This window comes from Pseudomonas sp. GM84, from assembly GCF_000282535.1.
Classification (GTDB): Bacteria; Pseudomonadota; Gammaproteobacteria; order Pseudomonadales; family Pseudomonadaceae; genus Aquipseudomonas.
In genome coordinates this window covers 1-17,642 of record NZ_AKJC01000071.1, presented here as the reverse complement: position 1 = coordinate 17,642, position 17,642 = coordinate 1, and the positions used below count along the sequence as shown (strand labels likewise).

Below are 17,642 nucleotides of genomic sequence, written 5' to 3'. Positions count from 1 at the left end.
CCTGCTTGACCCCCTGCCGCTGCCGGCGGGCCTGGCGGTGCACCTGCTCGACCAGACGCCGACCGCGCAGCCCGAGCACGACCCGCAACTGCCGTGCACGCCCGAGCAACTGGCCTACGTCATCTACACCTCCGGCTCCACCGGCCGGCCCAAGGGCGCCGGCAACAGCCACCATGCGTTGGCCAACCGTCTGCAGTGGATGCAGGCGGCTTACGGCCTGGACGCCAGCGATACGGTGCTGCAGAAGACCCCGTTCAGCTTCGACGTGTCGGTGTGGGAGTTCTTCTGGCCGCTGATCACCGGCGCGCGCCTGGCCATCGCCTCGCCGGGTGACCATCGCGACCCGACGCGTCTGGTGCGGTTGATCCACCAGCATCGGGTGACCACGCTGCACTTCGTGCCCTCGATGCTGCAGGCGTTTCTGCTCGATGATCAGGTCGCCAGTTGCAGCAGCCTGCAACGCATCGTCTGCAGTGGCGAGGCCCTGCCGGTGGACGCCCAGCAACAGGTGTTCGCACGCCTGCCGGGGGCAAGCCTGTACAACCTCTACGGCCCCACCGAAGCGGCCATCGACGTCACCCACTGGACCTGCCGCGACGAAGGCGCGACAGCGGTGCCGATCGGCACGCCGATTGCCAACCTGGCCTGCTGGATCCTCGACGCCGGCCTGCAGCCACAGCCTGCCGGGGTCATCGGCGAACTCTACCTGGGCGGCGAGGGCCTGGCCCGCGGCTACCACCAGCGTCCGGCGCTGACCGCCGAACGCTTCGTGGCCTGCCCGTTCCAGCCCGGTGCGCGCATGTACCGCACCGGCGACCTGGCGCGCTACCGCGCCGACGGGGTGATCGAATACTGCGGGCGCATCGACCACCAGGTGAAGATCCGCGGCCTGCGTATCGAGCTGGGCGAAATCGAGGCACGGCTGATGGAGCAGCCAGCCGTTCACGAAGCGGCGGTGCTGGCGGTGGACAACCAACTGGTCGCCTACCTGGTGGCCAAGGCTGGCCAGCCAGCGCCGCAGCGTCAGCAACTGACTCAGGCACTGCTGGCCCACCTGCCCGACTACATGGTGCCCAACCACTGGCTGTTCCTCGACAGCATGCCGCTGAGTCCCAACGGCAAACTGGATCGCAAGGCCCTGCCCAAGCCCGGCATGGCCCAGTCCCAGGCCAGCTACAGTGCCGCCGAGAATGAACTGCAGGCGCGCCTGGTGCAGCTCTGGCAGCGGGTGCTCAAGCGTGACCAGGTGGGCATCGACGACAACTTCTTCGAACTGGGTGGCGACTCGATCGTGTCCATCCAGCTGGTCAGCCAGGGGCGCCGTGACGGCCTGCACTTCAGCCCCAAGGACCTGTTCAGCCACCAGACCGTGCGCACCCTGGCGCAGGTTGCGCAAACCCAGGTGCAGCAGGCCCAGGCCACGCACCTGCCCGCCCGTGGCAACAGCCTGCTGCTGCCGATGCAGCAGCAGTTCTTCGCCCAGGCCATGCCCGAGGCGCAGCGCTGGAACCAGTCGGTGATGCTCAAGGCCCGCCTGGCGCCGGAGCCGTCCCACCTGCGCCGCGCCCTGCATGCCCTGGTGGCGGCCCACGATGCCCTGCGCCTGCGGTTCCAGGCGCCACAAGGCGAGTGGCAGGCGCACTTCGACGAACAGGCGCCGGGAGACGATCTGCTCTGGCAGTTCGATGCCCGCCAAGGCGAAACCTGGCAGGCACTGTGCGACCGCGCCCAGGGCAGCCTCGACCTGGCCCACGGCCCCCTGCTGCGTGCAGTCCAGGGTGAGGTCGAGGGCGAACAGCGGCTGCTGCTGGTGATCCACCACCTGGCGGTGGACGGCGTGTCCTGGCGCATCCTCCTCGAAGACCTGCACAGCGCCTACACCCAGGCCAGCGCCGGTCAGGCCTGCGAGCTGCCGGCACGCACCCTGTCGGTGCAGGACTGGGCCCTGCGCCTGCAGGCGCACGCGCAGAGCCCGGCGGGCGAGCAGGAAGCCGCGTTCTGGCAAGGCCAGAGCAGCGGTATCGATACCACCCTGCCCGCACGCGACAGCCGCGCGCCGCTGCGCGTGCGTGACAGCCACAGCGTGGCCACCCACCTGGATGCCGACACCACCGCGCGCCTGCTCAAGGACTGCCCGGCAGCCTACCGCACACAGATCAACGACCTGCTGCTGGCTGCACTGGCCCGCGTGCTGCAACGCTGGACCGGTGCCCGCGACCACCTGGTCGAACTCGAAGGCCACGGCCGCGAAGCCTTCGCCGACGACGAAGCCGACCTGACCCGCACGGTCGGTTGGCTGACCAGCCTCTACCCCGCACGCATCAGTGCCGGCGACTCGCTGGCCGAGGCAATCATGCTGACCAAGGAGCACCTGCGCGAACTGCCCGCCAAGGGCGCGTTCTTCGGGGCCCTGCGCAGCTACGCCAGCCCGGCGCTGCGCGAGGCCCTGGCCGCGCTGCCCACGGCCCGCATCACCTTCAACTACCTCGGTCAGTTCGACAGCGGCCATGGCGATGACGCCGCGCTGTTCCGGCCAGTCCCGGCAGACAAGGGCCGTGAACACAGCCCGGACGCACCGCTGCAGAACTGGCTGGCCCTCAACGGCCAGGTGTTCGACGGCGAGCTACGTCTGAACTGGCGCTTCAGCCCGTTGATGTTCGAGCCGGCGCAGCTGCAGCAACTGGCCGACGACTACGCCAGCGAGCTGCGCGCCGTGGTCGCCCTGTGCGGCCAGGGCACACGCCGTGGCCTGACCCCGTCGGACGTGCCCCTGGCGCGGCTGACCCAGGCCCAGCTGGCCTTGCTGCCCTTCCCTTGCGAGCAGGTCGAGGACATCTACCCGCTGTCCACCGTGCAGCAGGGCATGCTGTTCCACACCCAGGACAGCGCCGGTGGCGACTTCTACATCAACCAGACCAGCGTCGAGGTCCAGGGCCTGCAGGCGTCGCGCTTCATCGCCGCCTGGGGACAACTGGTGCAGCGCCACGAGATGCTGCGCAGCGCCTTCTGGCAGGCACCGCAACTGCGCGAACCGCTGCAGGTGGTGCTGCGCCAGGGCCAGCTCGACGCCCGTGAACAGGACTGGCGCGGCCAGGCCGTCGACCCGGCGCGCCTGGCGGCGGCCGCCGAGGCCGAACGGCGCCGGCCCTTCGACCTGCTCGCCCCGCCCTTGCTGCGCCTGCTGCTGGTGCGCCTGGACGATGAGCGCCACCAGCTGATCCTGACCAGCCACCATATCCTCATGGACGGCTGGAGCCAGTCGCGCCTGCTCGGCGAGTTGTTCCAGTGCTATGCCGGCCAGCCACTGCCGCCCCAGCAGGGCCGTTACAGCGACTATATCCGCTGGCTTCAGGCCCCGGCCCAGCAAACCAGCGAAGCCTTCTGGCGGCCACGCCTGGCCGAGCTGCAGGGGCCAACGCAACTGGCCGGTGCCGCCGGTACCCGCAATGCGTCAGGCGCGCAAGGCCACGACGCGCTGTACCTGCACTGGGACGAGCAGCGCACCACCTGGCTGCGCGAACAGGCCCAGCGCCTACGGGTCACCCCCAACACCCTGGTGCAAGCGGCCTGGGTACTGCTGTTGCAGCGCTACACCGGGCAGCCGACCGTGTGCTTCGGCGCCACGGTGTCCGGGCGCCCGGCGAGCCTGGCGGGTGCCGACAGCCTGCTGGGGCTGTTCATCAACACCTTGCCGATCATCCAGGCCCCGCACCCGGCGCAACCGGTACAGGCCTGGCTGCAGCAGCTGCAGACCTGCAACCTGGAAGTACGCGACCACGAGCACACGCCGTTGGTGGACATCCAGCGCTGGGCCGAAAGCAACGGCCAGGCCCTGTTCGACAGCATCATCGTGTTCGAGAACTACCCGATCGACGAACGCCTGCAGAGCGCCGGCAGCGCCGGCCTGCAATTCGGCGAAGCGCAGCTGCGCGATGTCACCAACTACCCGATGGACCTGGCCGTGCACCTGAACACGCGCCTGCGCATCGAGTTCCTGTACCGCCTCGACCACTTCCAGGCGCACCAGGTCGAAGCCATTCGCAGCCACTTCGAGGCCCTGCTGGAGCGCTTGCTGGACAACCCCGAAGCCGCCGTCGGCACGCTCGGCCTGCCGGTGGACGCTGCCCAACAGTTGCCGCCAGAGACTGCCGAACAGCCCGACCTGGCCGCCCTGATCGGCCGCCACGCCGAACAGCGCCCGGACCAGGTCGCGGTACGCTGCGACGGTCGCCAGCTGACCTACGCGGAGCTGGAGCAGCAGGCCAATCGCCTGGCCTGGAGCCTGATCGAGCGTGGCATCGGCCGCGAGGACCGGGTCGGCATCGCCCTGGGCCGTTCGGTAGACACCGTCGTCGCCTTCTACGCCGTGATGAAGGCCGGCGCCGCCTACGTCCCGCTGGACATCGACTACCCCGCCGAACGCCTGCAATGGATCATCGGCGACGCCGACGTGGCCCTGCTGCTGACCGAGCAGGCCATCGGCGAGCGCCTGGGGGTTGCCCCGGCACGCCGCCTGGACCTGGACCACTGCGCGCTGTCGCTGAAGGACCACGACCCAGGCCGCCAGGCGCTGGACGATCAGCTCAGCTACATGATCTACACCTCCGGCTCCACCGGTAACCCCAAGGGCGTCGCCGTGGCGCGCGGCCCGCTGCGCATGCACTGCCAGGCGATCATCGAACGCTACGAGATGACCCCGGCGACCCGCGAGCTGCTGTTCATGTCGTTCGCCTTCGACGGTGCCCAGGAGCGCTGGCTGTCGACCCTGATCAGCGGCGGCCAGCTGGTGATCCGCGGCAACACCCTGTGGACCCCGCAGGAAACCTGGGACGTGCTGCACGCCGAGGCGATCAGCATCGCCTGCTTCCCACCGGCCTACCTGCAGCAACTGGCGGAGTATGGCCAAGGCCAGCCGACCCCACCGCCAGTGCGCATCTACTGCTTCGGTGGCGATGCGGTGGCCGACGCCAACTTCGAGCTGGTCAAGCAGGTGCTCAAGCCCCAGTACCTCACCAACGGCTATGGCCCGACCGAGACCGTGGTCACCCCGCTGCTGTGGAAGGCACCCGTCAGCGCCCACTGCGATGCGGTGTATGCACCGATTGGCGAGGCGGTGGGCAACCGCACGCTGTACGTGCTCGACGACTGCCTCAACCCGTTGCCGGTTGGCTTTGCCGGGGAGCTGTACATCGGCGGTGAAGGCCTGGCCCGTGGTTACCACAACCGTCCTGGCCTGAGCGCCGAGCGCTTCGTTGCCGACCCGTTCAGCACCTGTGGCGGGCGGCTGTACCGCACCGGCGACCTGGTGCGTCAGCGCCCGGACGGGGTGTTCGACTACCTCGGCCGCTTGGACAACCAGGTGAAGATCCGTGGTTTCCGTATCGAGCTGGGCGAGATCGAAGCGCGCCTGCGCGATGTCCCCGGCGTGCTCGATGCGGTGGTGGTGGCGCGCGAAGCGGCCACAGGCAAGCAACTCGTTGGCTATGTGGTACGCAGCGAGGGCGAGCGCGCCACTGCGCCGCTGCTCGACCACCTGCGCCAGGTGCTGCCGGACTACATGGTGCCGGCCCAGTTGATGGTGCTCGATGCCCTGCCTCTGACCCCCAACGGCAAAGTCGACCGCCGCGCGCTGCCCGAGCCGAGTCTGGCCGAGCGCAGCTATCAGGCCCCCGCCGATGAACGCCAGCACGCGCTTGCGGCCATCTGGGCCGATGTCCTGGGCCTGGAGCAGGTCGGCGTGACCGACCACTTCTTCGAACTCGGTGGCGATTCGCTGGGCGTGCTGAAGGTGCTGTCGCGCTTGCGCAAGCAGCCCGAGCTGGGCCTGAACCTGAAGCTGCGCGACCTGATCGCGCGTCCGACCATCGCCGAGCTGTGCCCGGCCAGCGACCAGCCGCAAGCCGCGCTCGACCCGCTGTTGTTGCTCAACCGCAAGGTCGAGCAGCAGGCGCCGCTGTTCTGCCTGCATGCCGGGTTCGGCACGGTGTTCGACTACCGCCCGCTGGCCCAGCGGCTGGACGGCCTGTGCAGCGTCTACGGCCTGCAAAACCGCATGCTGCTCGACCGCCAGTGGCAGGACGAATCGCTGGAGGCCATGGCCATCGACTACGCCCAGTACATCCGCCAGAAGCAGCCGCAGGGGCCGTATCGCCTGTTGGGCTGGTCGCTGGGCGGGACGCTGGCGATGCTGGTCAGCCGCGAACTGGAAAGCCAGGGGCAACAGGTCGAGCTGCTGGGCCTGGTCGACACCTACCTGCCGGGCGAAGCCGGCGAGGCACTGGAAGAAGACTGCGGCGGCGACCTGCAGGCCTTCCTCGCGGTGGTCAGCGGCAGACCTGCGGCCAGCCTGCCGTTGTTGTCGGCACCGGCAGAGGCCGAGGCGGCACAGTTGCAGGAGCTGATCGAACAGAGCCTGGCCGGTGTGGAGGCAAGCAGCCTGCCGTCGAGCGAAGAACTGGCTCGCACCTTCTCTGCGGCCATGACCCTCAAGCGCCTCTCGCTGAAGTTGCACGCCTTGCCCGCCGTGGCCGCGCGCCTCGATTGCTGGTGGGCCGACAGTGGCGATGCCGGCCCTGCCCAGGCCTTCGAGGCGAACCGCGCGGTTCGCTCCAGCCAGCGCCTGGGTGCGGACCACTACGCCATCGTCAGCCATGCCGCACTGCTCGACGCCCTGCATGAGCGCCTGCACAGGGTGACCGCGCCAGCCGTCTGAACCGACGCCCGGCCGCGCTCTGCGGCCGGGCCTTTTTCATCGATTTGCAAGGAATACCTGAATGTCCCTGGACTGCGATCTGGAAGCGTTCCTGGAATTGGCCGAACTCGGCCGCCTGACCGGCAAGAGCCTGCCCATGCATCAGCTGAGCGTCGCCCAGGCACGTGCAGAGTTCGAAAATGCTTCACGCCTGCTCGACCCCGACCCACCCGCGCAGATCGAGGTGAGCGCGTTGCAGTTCGACACCCGCGATGGCGCGCAATTGCCCGCCCGCCTGTACCGCCGCCCGGGCATCACGCCCAAGGCCACGCTGGTGTACCTGCATGGCGGTGGCTATGTGGTCGGCAGCCTCGATTCGCACGATTGCGTCTGCCGTCGGCTGGCCTGCCTGGGTGACTACGCGGTGTTCGCACCGGAGTACCGACTGGCGCCAGAGCGACCGTTCCCGACCGCTCTGCACGACTGCGAGGATGCTGTGCAATGGCTGCAGCGCAACGCCGGCGCGCTCGGATTGCAGGCGACGGATCTGGTGCTGGCCGGCGACAGCGCCGGGGCGACGTTGGCCACGGTGTTGGCGATCACGGCGGCCGAACGACCGCAGGCCATGGCGGTGAAAGCGCAGTTGCTGTTTTATCCGGTAGCGGAAAGCAATACCCGACGCAGCTCGCACCAGCGGTATGCGGAAGGTTACCTGCTGGAAAGTGCGACGTTGGACTGGTTCTACGCCCACTACCTGGGCAGCACCCAGGCGCACGGCGACTGGCGCGCCTCACCGCTGCTGCATCCGGCGCTGCCGGCCATGGCACCGGCGTACGTCAATTTGGCTCAGTACGATCCGCTGTTCGATGAAGGGCTGGAGTATGCGGGCAAGCTGGAAGCCAGCGGCACGCCGACTACCCTGCGCATCGAGGCGGGGTTGACCCATGACTTTTTGCGGATGTCGGAGATTACGGGGGCCACAGCCGACGTTTATGCGGCAGTCGGGCAATGGTTGGAGGATGTGCTGCAGGCAAGGTAAAGGCAGCCGAGGGCTCCCGCCTGTGCCGGCCCCTTCGCGGGACAAGCCCGCTCCCACAGCTCCTGCTCTGTTCGCAAAGGCTGTGGGGTACCTGTGGGAGCGGGCTTGTCCCGCGAAAGGGCCAGTACAGGCCCCCCAAAAAACCAGGGCAAGCACAAAAAAAACCGGAGCAAGCTCCGGTTTTCCTGTTCACACCCTCAGCACTCAGTACGTAGCCCGCACCGTCAGCATGAAGTTGCGCGGATCGCCATAGTAGTTGCCATAGGTCGAGGTACCCACCGTCTGGTAGTACTTCTTGTCGAACAGGTTGTTGCCATTGAGCGCCACGTTCCAGTGCTCGTCGATGCGGTAGTCGACCATCGCGTTCCAGATCGCATAGCCGCTCTGCTCATACTCGAACGGTACGTTGGCTTGCACCACATTACCCTGGCCGTCGAAGGTCGCCGCGGTACCGCTGACCTTGGTCGCGCTCTGGATATCCACACCACCGCCGACGCGGAAGTCGTTCAGCACGCCCGGCAGGCGGTAGGTGGTGAATACCTTGGCCATGTGCTTGGGCGTGACGGTGCTCAGCGCCGAGTCGGTGTCGCGGTTCTTGTTCAGGTTGAGGGTGTAGCTGGCCATCATCATCCACTCCGGCAGGATTTCGCCGGAGATCTCCATGTCGATGCCCTTGCTGATCGTCTCGCCGCCGTTGACGTAGCAGCAGTTGCCGCCGAACGCGACCTGAGTGGGTGGGAAGTTCGCGTCCTGCACGGCCTGGTCTTCACGCTTGGTGTAGTACAGCGCAATGCTGGTGTTGACCGCACCACCGAACAACTCGCCCTTGATACCGGTTTCGTAGGTCTTGCCGGTCATCGGGTCGAGCGTGCTGCCCGAGTTTGCCGGACCAGCCAGGAGGTTCTGCTGCGGCTTGAAGATTTCCGCGTAACTGGCGTAGGCCGCCCACTCATCGGTCAGGTCATAGACGATGCCGCCGAAGGGCGTGACCTTGGTCGGCTCGTGCATGTCGACGCGCGACTGCTGGGTCCAGACGCCCGCTGCGTTGGCGGTCTGGTAGGTCTGTTCGAACTTGTAACGCTGTACCCGGGCACCGAGGATGACGTGCAGCGGCTCGGCCACCTGCAGGCGCAGGCTCGAGTACAGGCCGTACTGGGTCTGGCTGTTGGGCTTGTAGTCACGGCTGATGTTCGGCCGCGCACCTGGATCGTCCCATGGCGTGGAGTCGGGGTCGAAGACGTTGACCGGGCCACCGGCGGTGGTGAAGCGGCCGGTACCTTGCCAACGGCTGTCGATCTCCTGGTAATCGCCACCGACCACCAGACGGTGATTCAGGCCGAACATGCTGAAGTCGCCCGAGATGTTGGCGTCATACAGGTTCTGCTCACTCCACTGGGTGACCCAGGTACCGTAGCGGGTCACACCGCTGCCAGTGACCGGGTTGACCGAGCCCAGGGTGGTGGCGTTGTTGGTATCGATGGTGTCGTAGATGTTGGTGTAGCTGAGGTTGAGCTTCCAATCGTCGTTCAGGCGATGGTCGACCTTGGCGAAGTACTCGCGCGAAAAACCGTCGGCATAGGCCCAAGTGGTGGACAGCCCGGTGTGGCGCGGTAGCCCCAGGTCGGCGCCGTCGCTGTAGCGCGGTACGGCCGAGGCGGTACCGGTTTCATGCACCTTGTTGAAGCGCATGCCGGCGGTGAGCATGGTGTCGTCGGTCACATCGGCTTCGAGCACACCGTAGAAGAACGGCTTGTCGGTGGCGCGGTTGTCGACGAAGTACTGACGGTCCTGGTAGGCCACCACCGCCCGGCCACGCAGCTTGCCATCGAAGCCCAGCGGGCCGGTCACGTCCAGCTCGCTGCGGTAGTTGTCCCAGCTGCCCGCCGAGGCGGTGAACTTGAGCTGGTAGAAGTCCAGCGGGCGCTTGCGCACCAGGTTGATGATGCCGCCCGGGTCGCCGGTGCCGCCGAACAACGCACTGGAGCCGCGCAGCACTTCGACGTGGTCGAATTCGGCGATGTCGTAGATGTTCGACGAATAGAAGCTGCCTGCAGTGGTGCCCAGGGCCATGGGCGCTGCGCCGTCGAGCTGGATGTTCTGGATCGGGAAGCCGCGCGAGTAGAAGTCCTGGATGCGGAACGTGGAGCTCTGCACGGTCACGCCCGGCACGGCCTTCATCGCATCGTTGATGTCGGTGATCTGGCGGTCTTCGATCAGCTGGCGGGTGACGACCGACACCGACTGCGGGGTTTCCTTCAGCGAGGTCGGGCTCTTGGAGCCGACGCTGGTCAACCCCGGCGTGTAGGAGCCGGTGTTCTCGGTGGCCTGGCCCATCCCCTGGCCCATGATGGTGGTTTCGCCGATGACCATGGCGCCGGCACCGATGTCGCTGCTGTCGGTGCTGATCAGCATCACCGAGTTGTTCTCGATGCGGTAGGTCAGGCCAGCGCCGTCCAGCAGTTGCGCCAGGGCCTGGTCGGGTTCCATGGTGCCGCTGACCTTGGGCGCACGCTTGCCGCTGACCAGGTCGGGCGAATAGACCATCTGCAGGCCGGTCTGCTTGCCAAGGGCAACCAGCGCCTGGTCCAGCGGCTGGGCCGGAATGTCCACGGCAACCGGCTTGGCGTGCGCATGCGCCATGGCCAGGCTCAGCACCAGAGCCGAAGCCCGCAGGCTCCACTTCGCTGGACCGGCGGCCAAGGCTGCCCCCTTGTTTCGCATACGTTTGGACTTCATGTGCGCAACTGACTCCGAATGATCTATGAGTGTTTGGTTGACGGTCTCTGGGGGCCGTTTCAAGTGAGAACCACGCGGATGGAACAACGCGTTTGGTGAGGCTCACTAGTAAGACGCACGAACGTAAAAAAAACTGATAACTTTTTTCATTAACGTTTCGCAATGGTCTACGCGGCCATAAAAAAGGCAGCCCGAGGGCTGCCTTTTTCACCTGCCGTGTCGCCGCGCTAGGCCGTGGCGTTGTTGGCCTTGGCCAGCAGCCGGGCCTTTTCTTCCGGGCTCATGCGTTCCAGTTGCAGGCGTGCTTGGGCGATCTTCTGCAACTGCCCCTTGTTCACCTCGGCGGCCTGCAACGCGGCCGCCAGCCCCGCCACCGTGGGGTGCTCGAACACCAGCGCGGGGGCCATCTCGCAGTTGAGCAATTTGCGGATGCCGGCCACCAGCTTGATGATCAGCAGCGAATGGCCGCCGGCGGCGAAGAAGTCGGTGTGGATACCGATGCACTCTCGCCCGAGCAACTGCGCCATGCGCTGGGTCAGCAGTTGCTGCAAGGCATCCTGCGGCGCGTCCTGCTCATCGCCCTGCCCTGCCTGCGCCGGCAGCTGCGCCAGGGCGCGGCGGTCGACCTTGCCGTTGGCCAGGCGCGGCAGGCTCGAAAGCTGGCGCAGCTGCGCGGGCACCATGGCCGCCGGCAGGCTGGCGCCCAGGCGTGCGCGCAGCGCCGCTTCATCGAGGCCCGGGGCATCCGCGTGCACGCTGTAACAGGCCAGCAGCTCCAACTGCCCGGGCAGCGTTTCGAGTGCCACCACCGCCCCCTGGGCAACGCCGTCGATTTCCAGCAGGCGCGCTTCCACTTCGGCCAGCTCGATGCGGAAACCGCGGATCTTCACCTGATGATCCTGGCGGCCCTGCAGCAGGATGCTGCCGTCGGGCTGATAGCGCCCCAGGTCACCGGTGCGATAAAGCCGCTCGCCGGGCTGCAGCGGGTTCTCGATGAAGCGCGTTTCGCCGCCGTCCCCACCCAGGTAGCCGCGGCACAGTTGGCGTCCGCCCAGATACAGCTCGGCCAGTTCGCCGACGGCTGCCAGTCGACCCTCGGCCGTCAGCAGGTACACCCGGTTGCCCGCCAGCACCTGGCCGAGGCTCAGCTGCGGCGCCGGGGCTTGCAGGGGTTGAACCAGCACGCCGACGGTGGCTTCGGTGGGGCCATAGTGGTTGAACACCCGCGCTTGCGGCGCTACCCGCTGAATGCGTTCGAGCAATGGCCCTGACGGGGCTTCGCCGCCCAGCACCACCGTGGACGGCAGGCACGCCTCGGCACCGTCGAGCAGCGCGGCCAGGTGCGACGGCACGATCTTCAGGCAGTCGATAGCGTTATCGCGCACGAACGCGGCGAAGGCCGCCGGGTCCTGCATCTGCGCATCGCTGGCGACATGCAGGGTGGCCCCGAACTGCACGGCACCGAACAGGCTGGTATGGCCCAGGTCAGCCGCCACCGTGGCACTGAAGGCGAAGTGTCTGCACGCCGCCAGGCCAAGTGCCTGCTCCGCTGCCTGCAGATAGCTGGCGAGCTGGCCATGCTCGATGACCACGCCCTTGGGCTCGCCGGTCGAGCCCGAGGTGAACAGCACGTAGGCCGCGGTATCGGCCGTCAGCGGTCGCGCCTCGAAGGCCTTCGAAGTGCCTTCGAGGCCTTCGATCAGCGCCGTATCGATTTGCACATGCACCCCGGCCAGGCGGCTGACCTGCTCGCGCCGCGCGGCGGGCCAGGCGGGGTCCAGCGGCAAGTAGGCGGCTGCACACTTCCAGCAAGCCAGCACGGCCGCCAGCCAGTGCGCCGAGCGCGGCAGCAGCAGGCCGACCACGCTGCCACTGCCCACGCCCTGGGCCTGCAGCTGTGCGGCCAGGGTACTGGCCAGTTGATCGAGCTGATGCCAGCTCCAGCCCTGCCCCTGGTCGACGATCGCCAGTGCCTGCGGCTGTTCGCGCAGCCAGCGCGCGACCTGTGCCGGCAACAGTGGTCCCAGCGCAGGCGCTTCGGCATTGCCCGCCAGCACCAGGCGCAGCTGCTGCTCGCCCAGCAGGTCGAGGCTGGCGAGGCTGGCATCAGGGGTAGCGGCGATGCTGGCCAGCAGCGTGAGGTACTGTTCGAGCAGCACCTGCACCAGTGCCGGGCTGTGCAGCGACGTCCAGTGCTGCAACGTCACCTGTGGCCCTGCCGGGTCGCAATCGACCTGCAGCGCCAGCTCGGCAGCGGGCGCTGGCGCCTGATGCGCCAGGATTTGCCACCCACCCGCCAGTGCCGGCCGTGCCGGAGCGAGGCTGAAGCCGATGGCGGCGGGCTGCAGTGCCGGGGTCAGCTCGGGCGTGTAGTACTCCTGCCAGGCCGCATGCTGCTCCAACTGCCCGGCCAGCGCCTGCAGCCAGACGCGCAATGGCTGTTCGGCCTGATAGCCGATGAGCAGCGGCAGCTGCTTGTGATAGACGCCCGCGCTGTCTGCGAAATACTCATAGTCAACACGGCTGTCATGCCACCAGTTCACCACCTGCGCCGGCTGGCCATCGAGCCGCGCCAGCAGCAACCACCAGGCGGCCTGTAACACCGTGGGCAATGGCAAACCAAGCTCGCCGAGGCGTTGCACGACGTCAGGGTCGAGCGCTGCGCTGGCCTGCTGGCGATCGCGGCGTGCGCTGTCGGGCAACGCCCGCCAGGGCAATTGCTGGGCGCTGGCCACCTGGACGTTGCACGCGCTCCAGTAGGCCCGGGCGGTGGCGGCGTCCTCATCGACCAGCACTTCGCTGCGCCATTGCAGGTACTGATCGAAGTCACCCTCCCCTGCATCGGCCAGTTGTCCGTGGAAGAGCTTCGCCAGGCTCGCCGCCAGCAGCGGCAGGCTGGCTTCGTCGGCCACCGCCGCCAGCACGCCCAGCACCAGCTGGCAGCGGCCCCCGGCCTGTTCGCAGAGCAGCACGGCCACGGGTGCGTCGGCCTGCACGTCGACCAAGCGTTCGAACCAGGCTTCACGGCCGGCCTCGTCGCTCACGCCCAGTTGGGTCACTTGCACGGCCGCGCCTTCGGCCTCGACGAACTGGCGCAGGCCGCGATAGCCCGCCGCCTGGCCAATGCGCAGGCGCAGCACAGCGTGCTGTACCTGCCACTGCTGCAGGGCGGCCTGCAGTGCGCCGGGTGCCGGCACGCTGCTCAGCTGCACGCCGATGCACCGCGCCACCTCGCGCCAAGGCGCCGGCTGCGCGGGCAGCGCGAGCGCTTGCAGGGGCAACAGCGGCAGGCCGCTGGCTTCGACGGTCATGTTCATGCTTGCACTCCAGATCGGTTCAAGGTGAGGGCTTGGAGGTCGTCGCGGGTCATCATGTCGCCCATGGCGACGACGATCTTGCGTGGGCCCTGGAACGGGTCGCGGGCGTGGGCGGCGAGCATGTTGTCGAGCAGGATCACATCACCCGCCTGCCAGTCGAAGCGCACCGCGCAGGCCTCGTACAGTTCGCCGATCAGGGCCATGTCGGCATCCTCGATCGGGCTGCCATCGCCGTAGTAAACATGGCGCGGCATGCGCTCCAGGCCGTAGAGCGCCAGCAGGTCCTCGCGCACATCGGCATCCAGGCAGAACACGTGGTGCAGCTGCACCTGGTTGAAGAAGCTCTTCTGGCCGCTGACCGGGTGCTCGATCACCGCCGGGCACGGCGTGCGGATCTGCAGCTCGTCGTTGTCCAGCCAGCGCCACTGGATACCCGACGCCTGGCAACGGCGCTCGACCTCGGCGCGCGACTCGGTCTTGAAGAAGTGCTGCCAGGACACGTCCAGCTTGTCGGTGAAGGTGCGCACGTACAACAGGCCCTTGTCTTCGAAGCGCTGGCGCAAGCCCTCGGGCAGGCGCTGGTACATCAGCCGGCAATCCACCACCGGCGTGGCACCACCGACCGGCGACGGCAGCTCGCAGAAGAACAGCTGCTTGCGCGGCCAGCGGTCCTGGTGGGCGCTTTCGTTGTGGAACAGGATCATCTTCTGCTCCGGGTACGGCGTAGAGCGGTAGGTGTTCTTGCCGCCCTCCTTCTTCGGCAGGTCGCCGTACTGGCCATACAGGCCCGGCTGCACCGCCTCGGCGAAAGCCTCGAAGTCCTGCGGGGTCTGCAGCCCGAAGCCACGGAACAGGATGCCGCCATGGCTGACCAGCTTGCGCTCGACCTCGGCGCGGTTGGCCACCACCCAGTCGGTCAGGCTGATACCCGGATCGACCGGCTCGACCAGCAGCGGGAAGGCCTGGCCCGGCACCAGCGCCTGCTCGCGCACCACGCTGGCGGGCTTGGCCGCCGGCGCCGCAGCGCCACGCTTGAGGAAACTGCCCAGCTTGTCCTTGCGCGGCAGCGCGCTGCCCGCTGCAGGCGCCGCGACGATTTCACTGTGAACCGACATAGTGATCTCTCTCAGTTGGATATGTGGGTTGCCCAGTACCTGGTCGAGGATGTCCAGCCAGCCACGCAGCAGGGCCTGGATCCGTTCTGCCTTGAACAGCTCGGTGGCGTACTGCCAGGTGACGCGCCAGCCGGCCGCGACCGGGTCGATGAACAGCGCCATGTCGAATTTCGAATAGCCGCCCGCTTGCGGCAGCACCTGCACCTGCAGGTCGGCCAGGTCGCTGTGCGATAGCGGCATGTCGTTCATCACGAACAAGACCTGCACCAGCGGGTTCATGCCGGGATGGCGCGGCGTGGCGGCGGCCTCGACGATCAGGTCGAACGGCAGCGCCTGCTGGGCGCTGGCATCGAGCAAGGTGGTGCGGGTGCGCGCCAGCCAGGCGGCGAAGTCCAGCTGCTCGTCCAGTTGCGAACGCAGCGGCAGGACGTTGACGAAGAAGCCGATCAGCGCCTCCAGGTCAGGGTGCTCGCGGCCGGCGACGTCGGCGCCGAGCAGCAGGTCGTGCTGGCCGCTGGCGCGGTGCATCAGCAGCTGGAACGCCGCCAGCAACAGCATGTAGGGCGTTACGCCCAGCTGCGCGGCGCGGGCGCGCACCGCCTCGACCGTGGCCTGTGGCAGGTCGAAGTTGAGGTTTTCGCCAGCCTGCGAAGCCTGGGCCGGACGCGGCAGGTCGGTGGGTAACGCCAGCCGCCCGCTGCTGCCGTGCAACGCCGTGCGCCACCACTGCGCCGGTGCCTGCAGCAGCCCGGCGCGCTCGCATTCGGCCTGCCACAGTGCGTAGTCGGAGTACTGCAGCGGCAAGGCTGCCAGCGCAGGCGCCTGGCCTTGGGCGAAGGCGCTGTAGCTGGCGATCAGCTCGTTGACCATCAACGCCATGGACCAGCCATCGGAGATGATGTGGTGCATGTTCAGCAGCAGCACATGGGCCTCGCCGGACAGCCGCAGCAGGCCGGCACGCAGCATCGGTGCCTGGTCCAGCGGGATCGCCTGGCGCACGTTGGCCAGTTGCGCCTCCAGCACGTGCAGCTGCTGTTCGGCGGCGCCAAGCCGGGAAAGGTCCTCACACGGCAGCGCGATGCTCACCGCCGAGCGGATCAGCAGCAGCGGTTCGCCCTCGTCGTCACACTCGACCGCGCTGCGCAGCACCTCGTGACGCTGCACCAGTGCCTGCAGTGCCTGGTGCAGGCACTCGACCTGCAGCGGGCCCACCAGGCGCAGGGCCAGCGGCATGCCGTAGGCACCGCTGCCCTGGCTGAACTGCTCGGCGATCCACAGCCGGCGCTGGGCCAACGACAGCGGCGCGCTGACCTTGTCGCCCAGGGCCCGCAACTGTGGCCCGGTGACGGCAGCCGGCTGCGCCTGGCGCAGGCAGTCGGCGAAATCGCACAGGCGCGGGTGGCTGAACAGCTCGCGCACACCGATGCCGGTGTGGCCGGCACGGTGCAGCCGCGCCACCACCTGGGTGGCCAGCAACGAATGGCCACCGGCCTCGAAGAAATGCTCGAAGCGTCCGACCTCGGCCATGCCCAGCACCTCGGCCCAGGCCAGGGCGACTTCCTGTTCGAGGGCGTCCACCGGCGCACTGAAGGCCGCAGCGCTTTCGTCGGTGATTTCTGGCAGCGCCTTGCGGTCGACCTTGCCGTTGGGGTTCAGCGGCAGCCGGTCGAGCAACTGCAGGCGTGCCGGCACCATGTAAGCCGGCAGGCTGGCACGCAGGTCGTCAAGGATGCGCTGGCGCAGGCCACTGTCGTTGACCAGATCCTCGGTCGGCACCAGCCAGGCCGCCAGGTGCAGGTCGGCGCCCTGCCCGCGCGGCATCACCACTGCCTCGCGCACATCGGTGCGGGCCAGCAGGCAGGCTTCGACCTCGCCGGGTTCGATGCGGAAGCCGCGGATCTTCACCTGATGGTCGAGGCGGCCAAGGAATTCCAGCTCGCCATTGGCCTGCTGGCGCACCAGGTCGCCACTGCGGTACAGGCGCCCGCCGCCGACCGGGTCGAACGGGTCGGGCACGAAGCGCTCGGCGGTCAGCGCCGCCTGGCCGAAGTAACCACGGGCCAGGCATGGGCCGCCGATGTACAGCTCACCGGCGTTGCCGGCATCCAGCAGCTGCAGGGCGGGGTCGAGCAGGTAGGCACTGCGCCCCGGCACCGGCGTACCGATGGGCGCGTAGCCGGTGTCGATGCGGGTATCGCCATCGGCCTGCCACAGCAGCGGCGTGATCACCGTTTCGGTAGGGCCGTAGCCGTTGACGATACGCTGCGGCCGTACATGCGCCTGGAGCCGCTCGAAGCCTTCGCGCGGCAGTGCTTCACCCGCCACGTTCAGGCAGCGCACCGGCAGTTGCCGGCCTTCCTGACGGGCCCATTCGGCCAGCTGGCAGGCGTACTGGGTAGGGAAGTAGACCACGCTGGCGCGCTCGCGCTCGATCACCTCGAACGCCTGGGCCGCGGTCCAGATCTGGTCGCCGCGCAGGATGCAGCACGCGCCCTGGCTCAGGGGCAGCAGCCACTGCTCGGTGCCCCAGTCGAAGTTGATCGAGGCGAAGTGCACGAAGCGGTCCTGCGCCGTGACCTGGTATTGCTCGGCCATGGTCCGCAGGTGCCCGGCGATGACCCCGTGACTCAGGGCCACGCCTTTTGGCCGGCCGGTGGAGCCGGAGGTGTAGATCAACGCCAGCAGGTTGTCAGCGGATGCACGCGGCGCAGGGTTGTCGGCCAGCGGCGCCTGCGGCTGGTCCA

General features: G+C 67.9%; 5 protein-coding genes. 2 read left to right on the top strand and 3 right to left on the bottom strand.

Translation table 11 applies throughout. The features are described from left to right. Together PMI38_RS04340 and PMI38_RS04335 are read left to right on the top strand one after the other, a co-directional pair. On the top strand, window positions 1–6,712 hold a 6,712-nt coding region (locus PMI38_RS04340), incomplete at its 5' end, for a non-ribosomal peptide synthetase (RefSeq protein WP_043273028.1). Window positions 6,713–6,773: 61 nt separating this feature from the next. Next, entirely contained in the window at window positions 6,774–7,730 is a 957-nt protein-coding gene (locus PMI38_RS04335) for an alpha/beta hydrolase (protein WP_008091142.1), read from the top strand. A 204-nt stretch (window positions 7,731–7,934) separates the two neighbouring features. Here PMI38_RS04335 and PMI38_RS04330 read toward each other — a convergent pair whose 3' ends face one another. From PMI38_RS04330 to PMI38_RS04320, 3 genes are all read right to left on the bottom strand, one after another. Further along, window positions 7,935–10,466 carry a TonB-dependent siderophore receptor gene (locus PMI38_RS04330; RefSeq protein WP_008091139.1) on the bottom strand — a complete coding sequence of 844 codons (2,532 nt, stop codon included), beginning with the start codon at window positions 10,464–10,466 and terminating at the stop codon, window positions 7,935–7,937. 227 nt (window positions 10,467–10,693) lie between these two features. Further along, window positions 10,694–13,783 (bottom strand): non-ribosomal peptide synthetase, encoded by a 3,090-nt coding sequence (locus PMI38_RS04325; protein WP_008091137.1) that lies wholly within the window; start codon window positions 13,781–13,783, stop codon window positions 10,694–10,696. Continuing rightward, on the bottom strand, window positions 13,780–17,642 hold a 3,863-nt coding region (locus PMI38_RS04320), incomplete at its 5' end, for a condensation domain-containing protein (protein ID WP_008091135.1). The genes PMI38_RS04325 and PMI38_RS04320, both read right to left, overlap by 4 nt.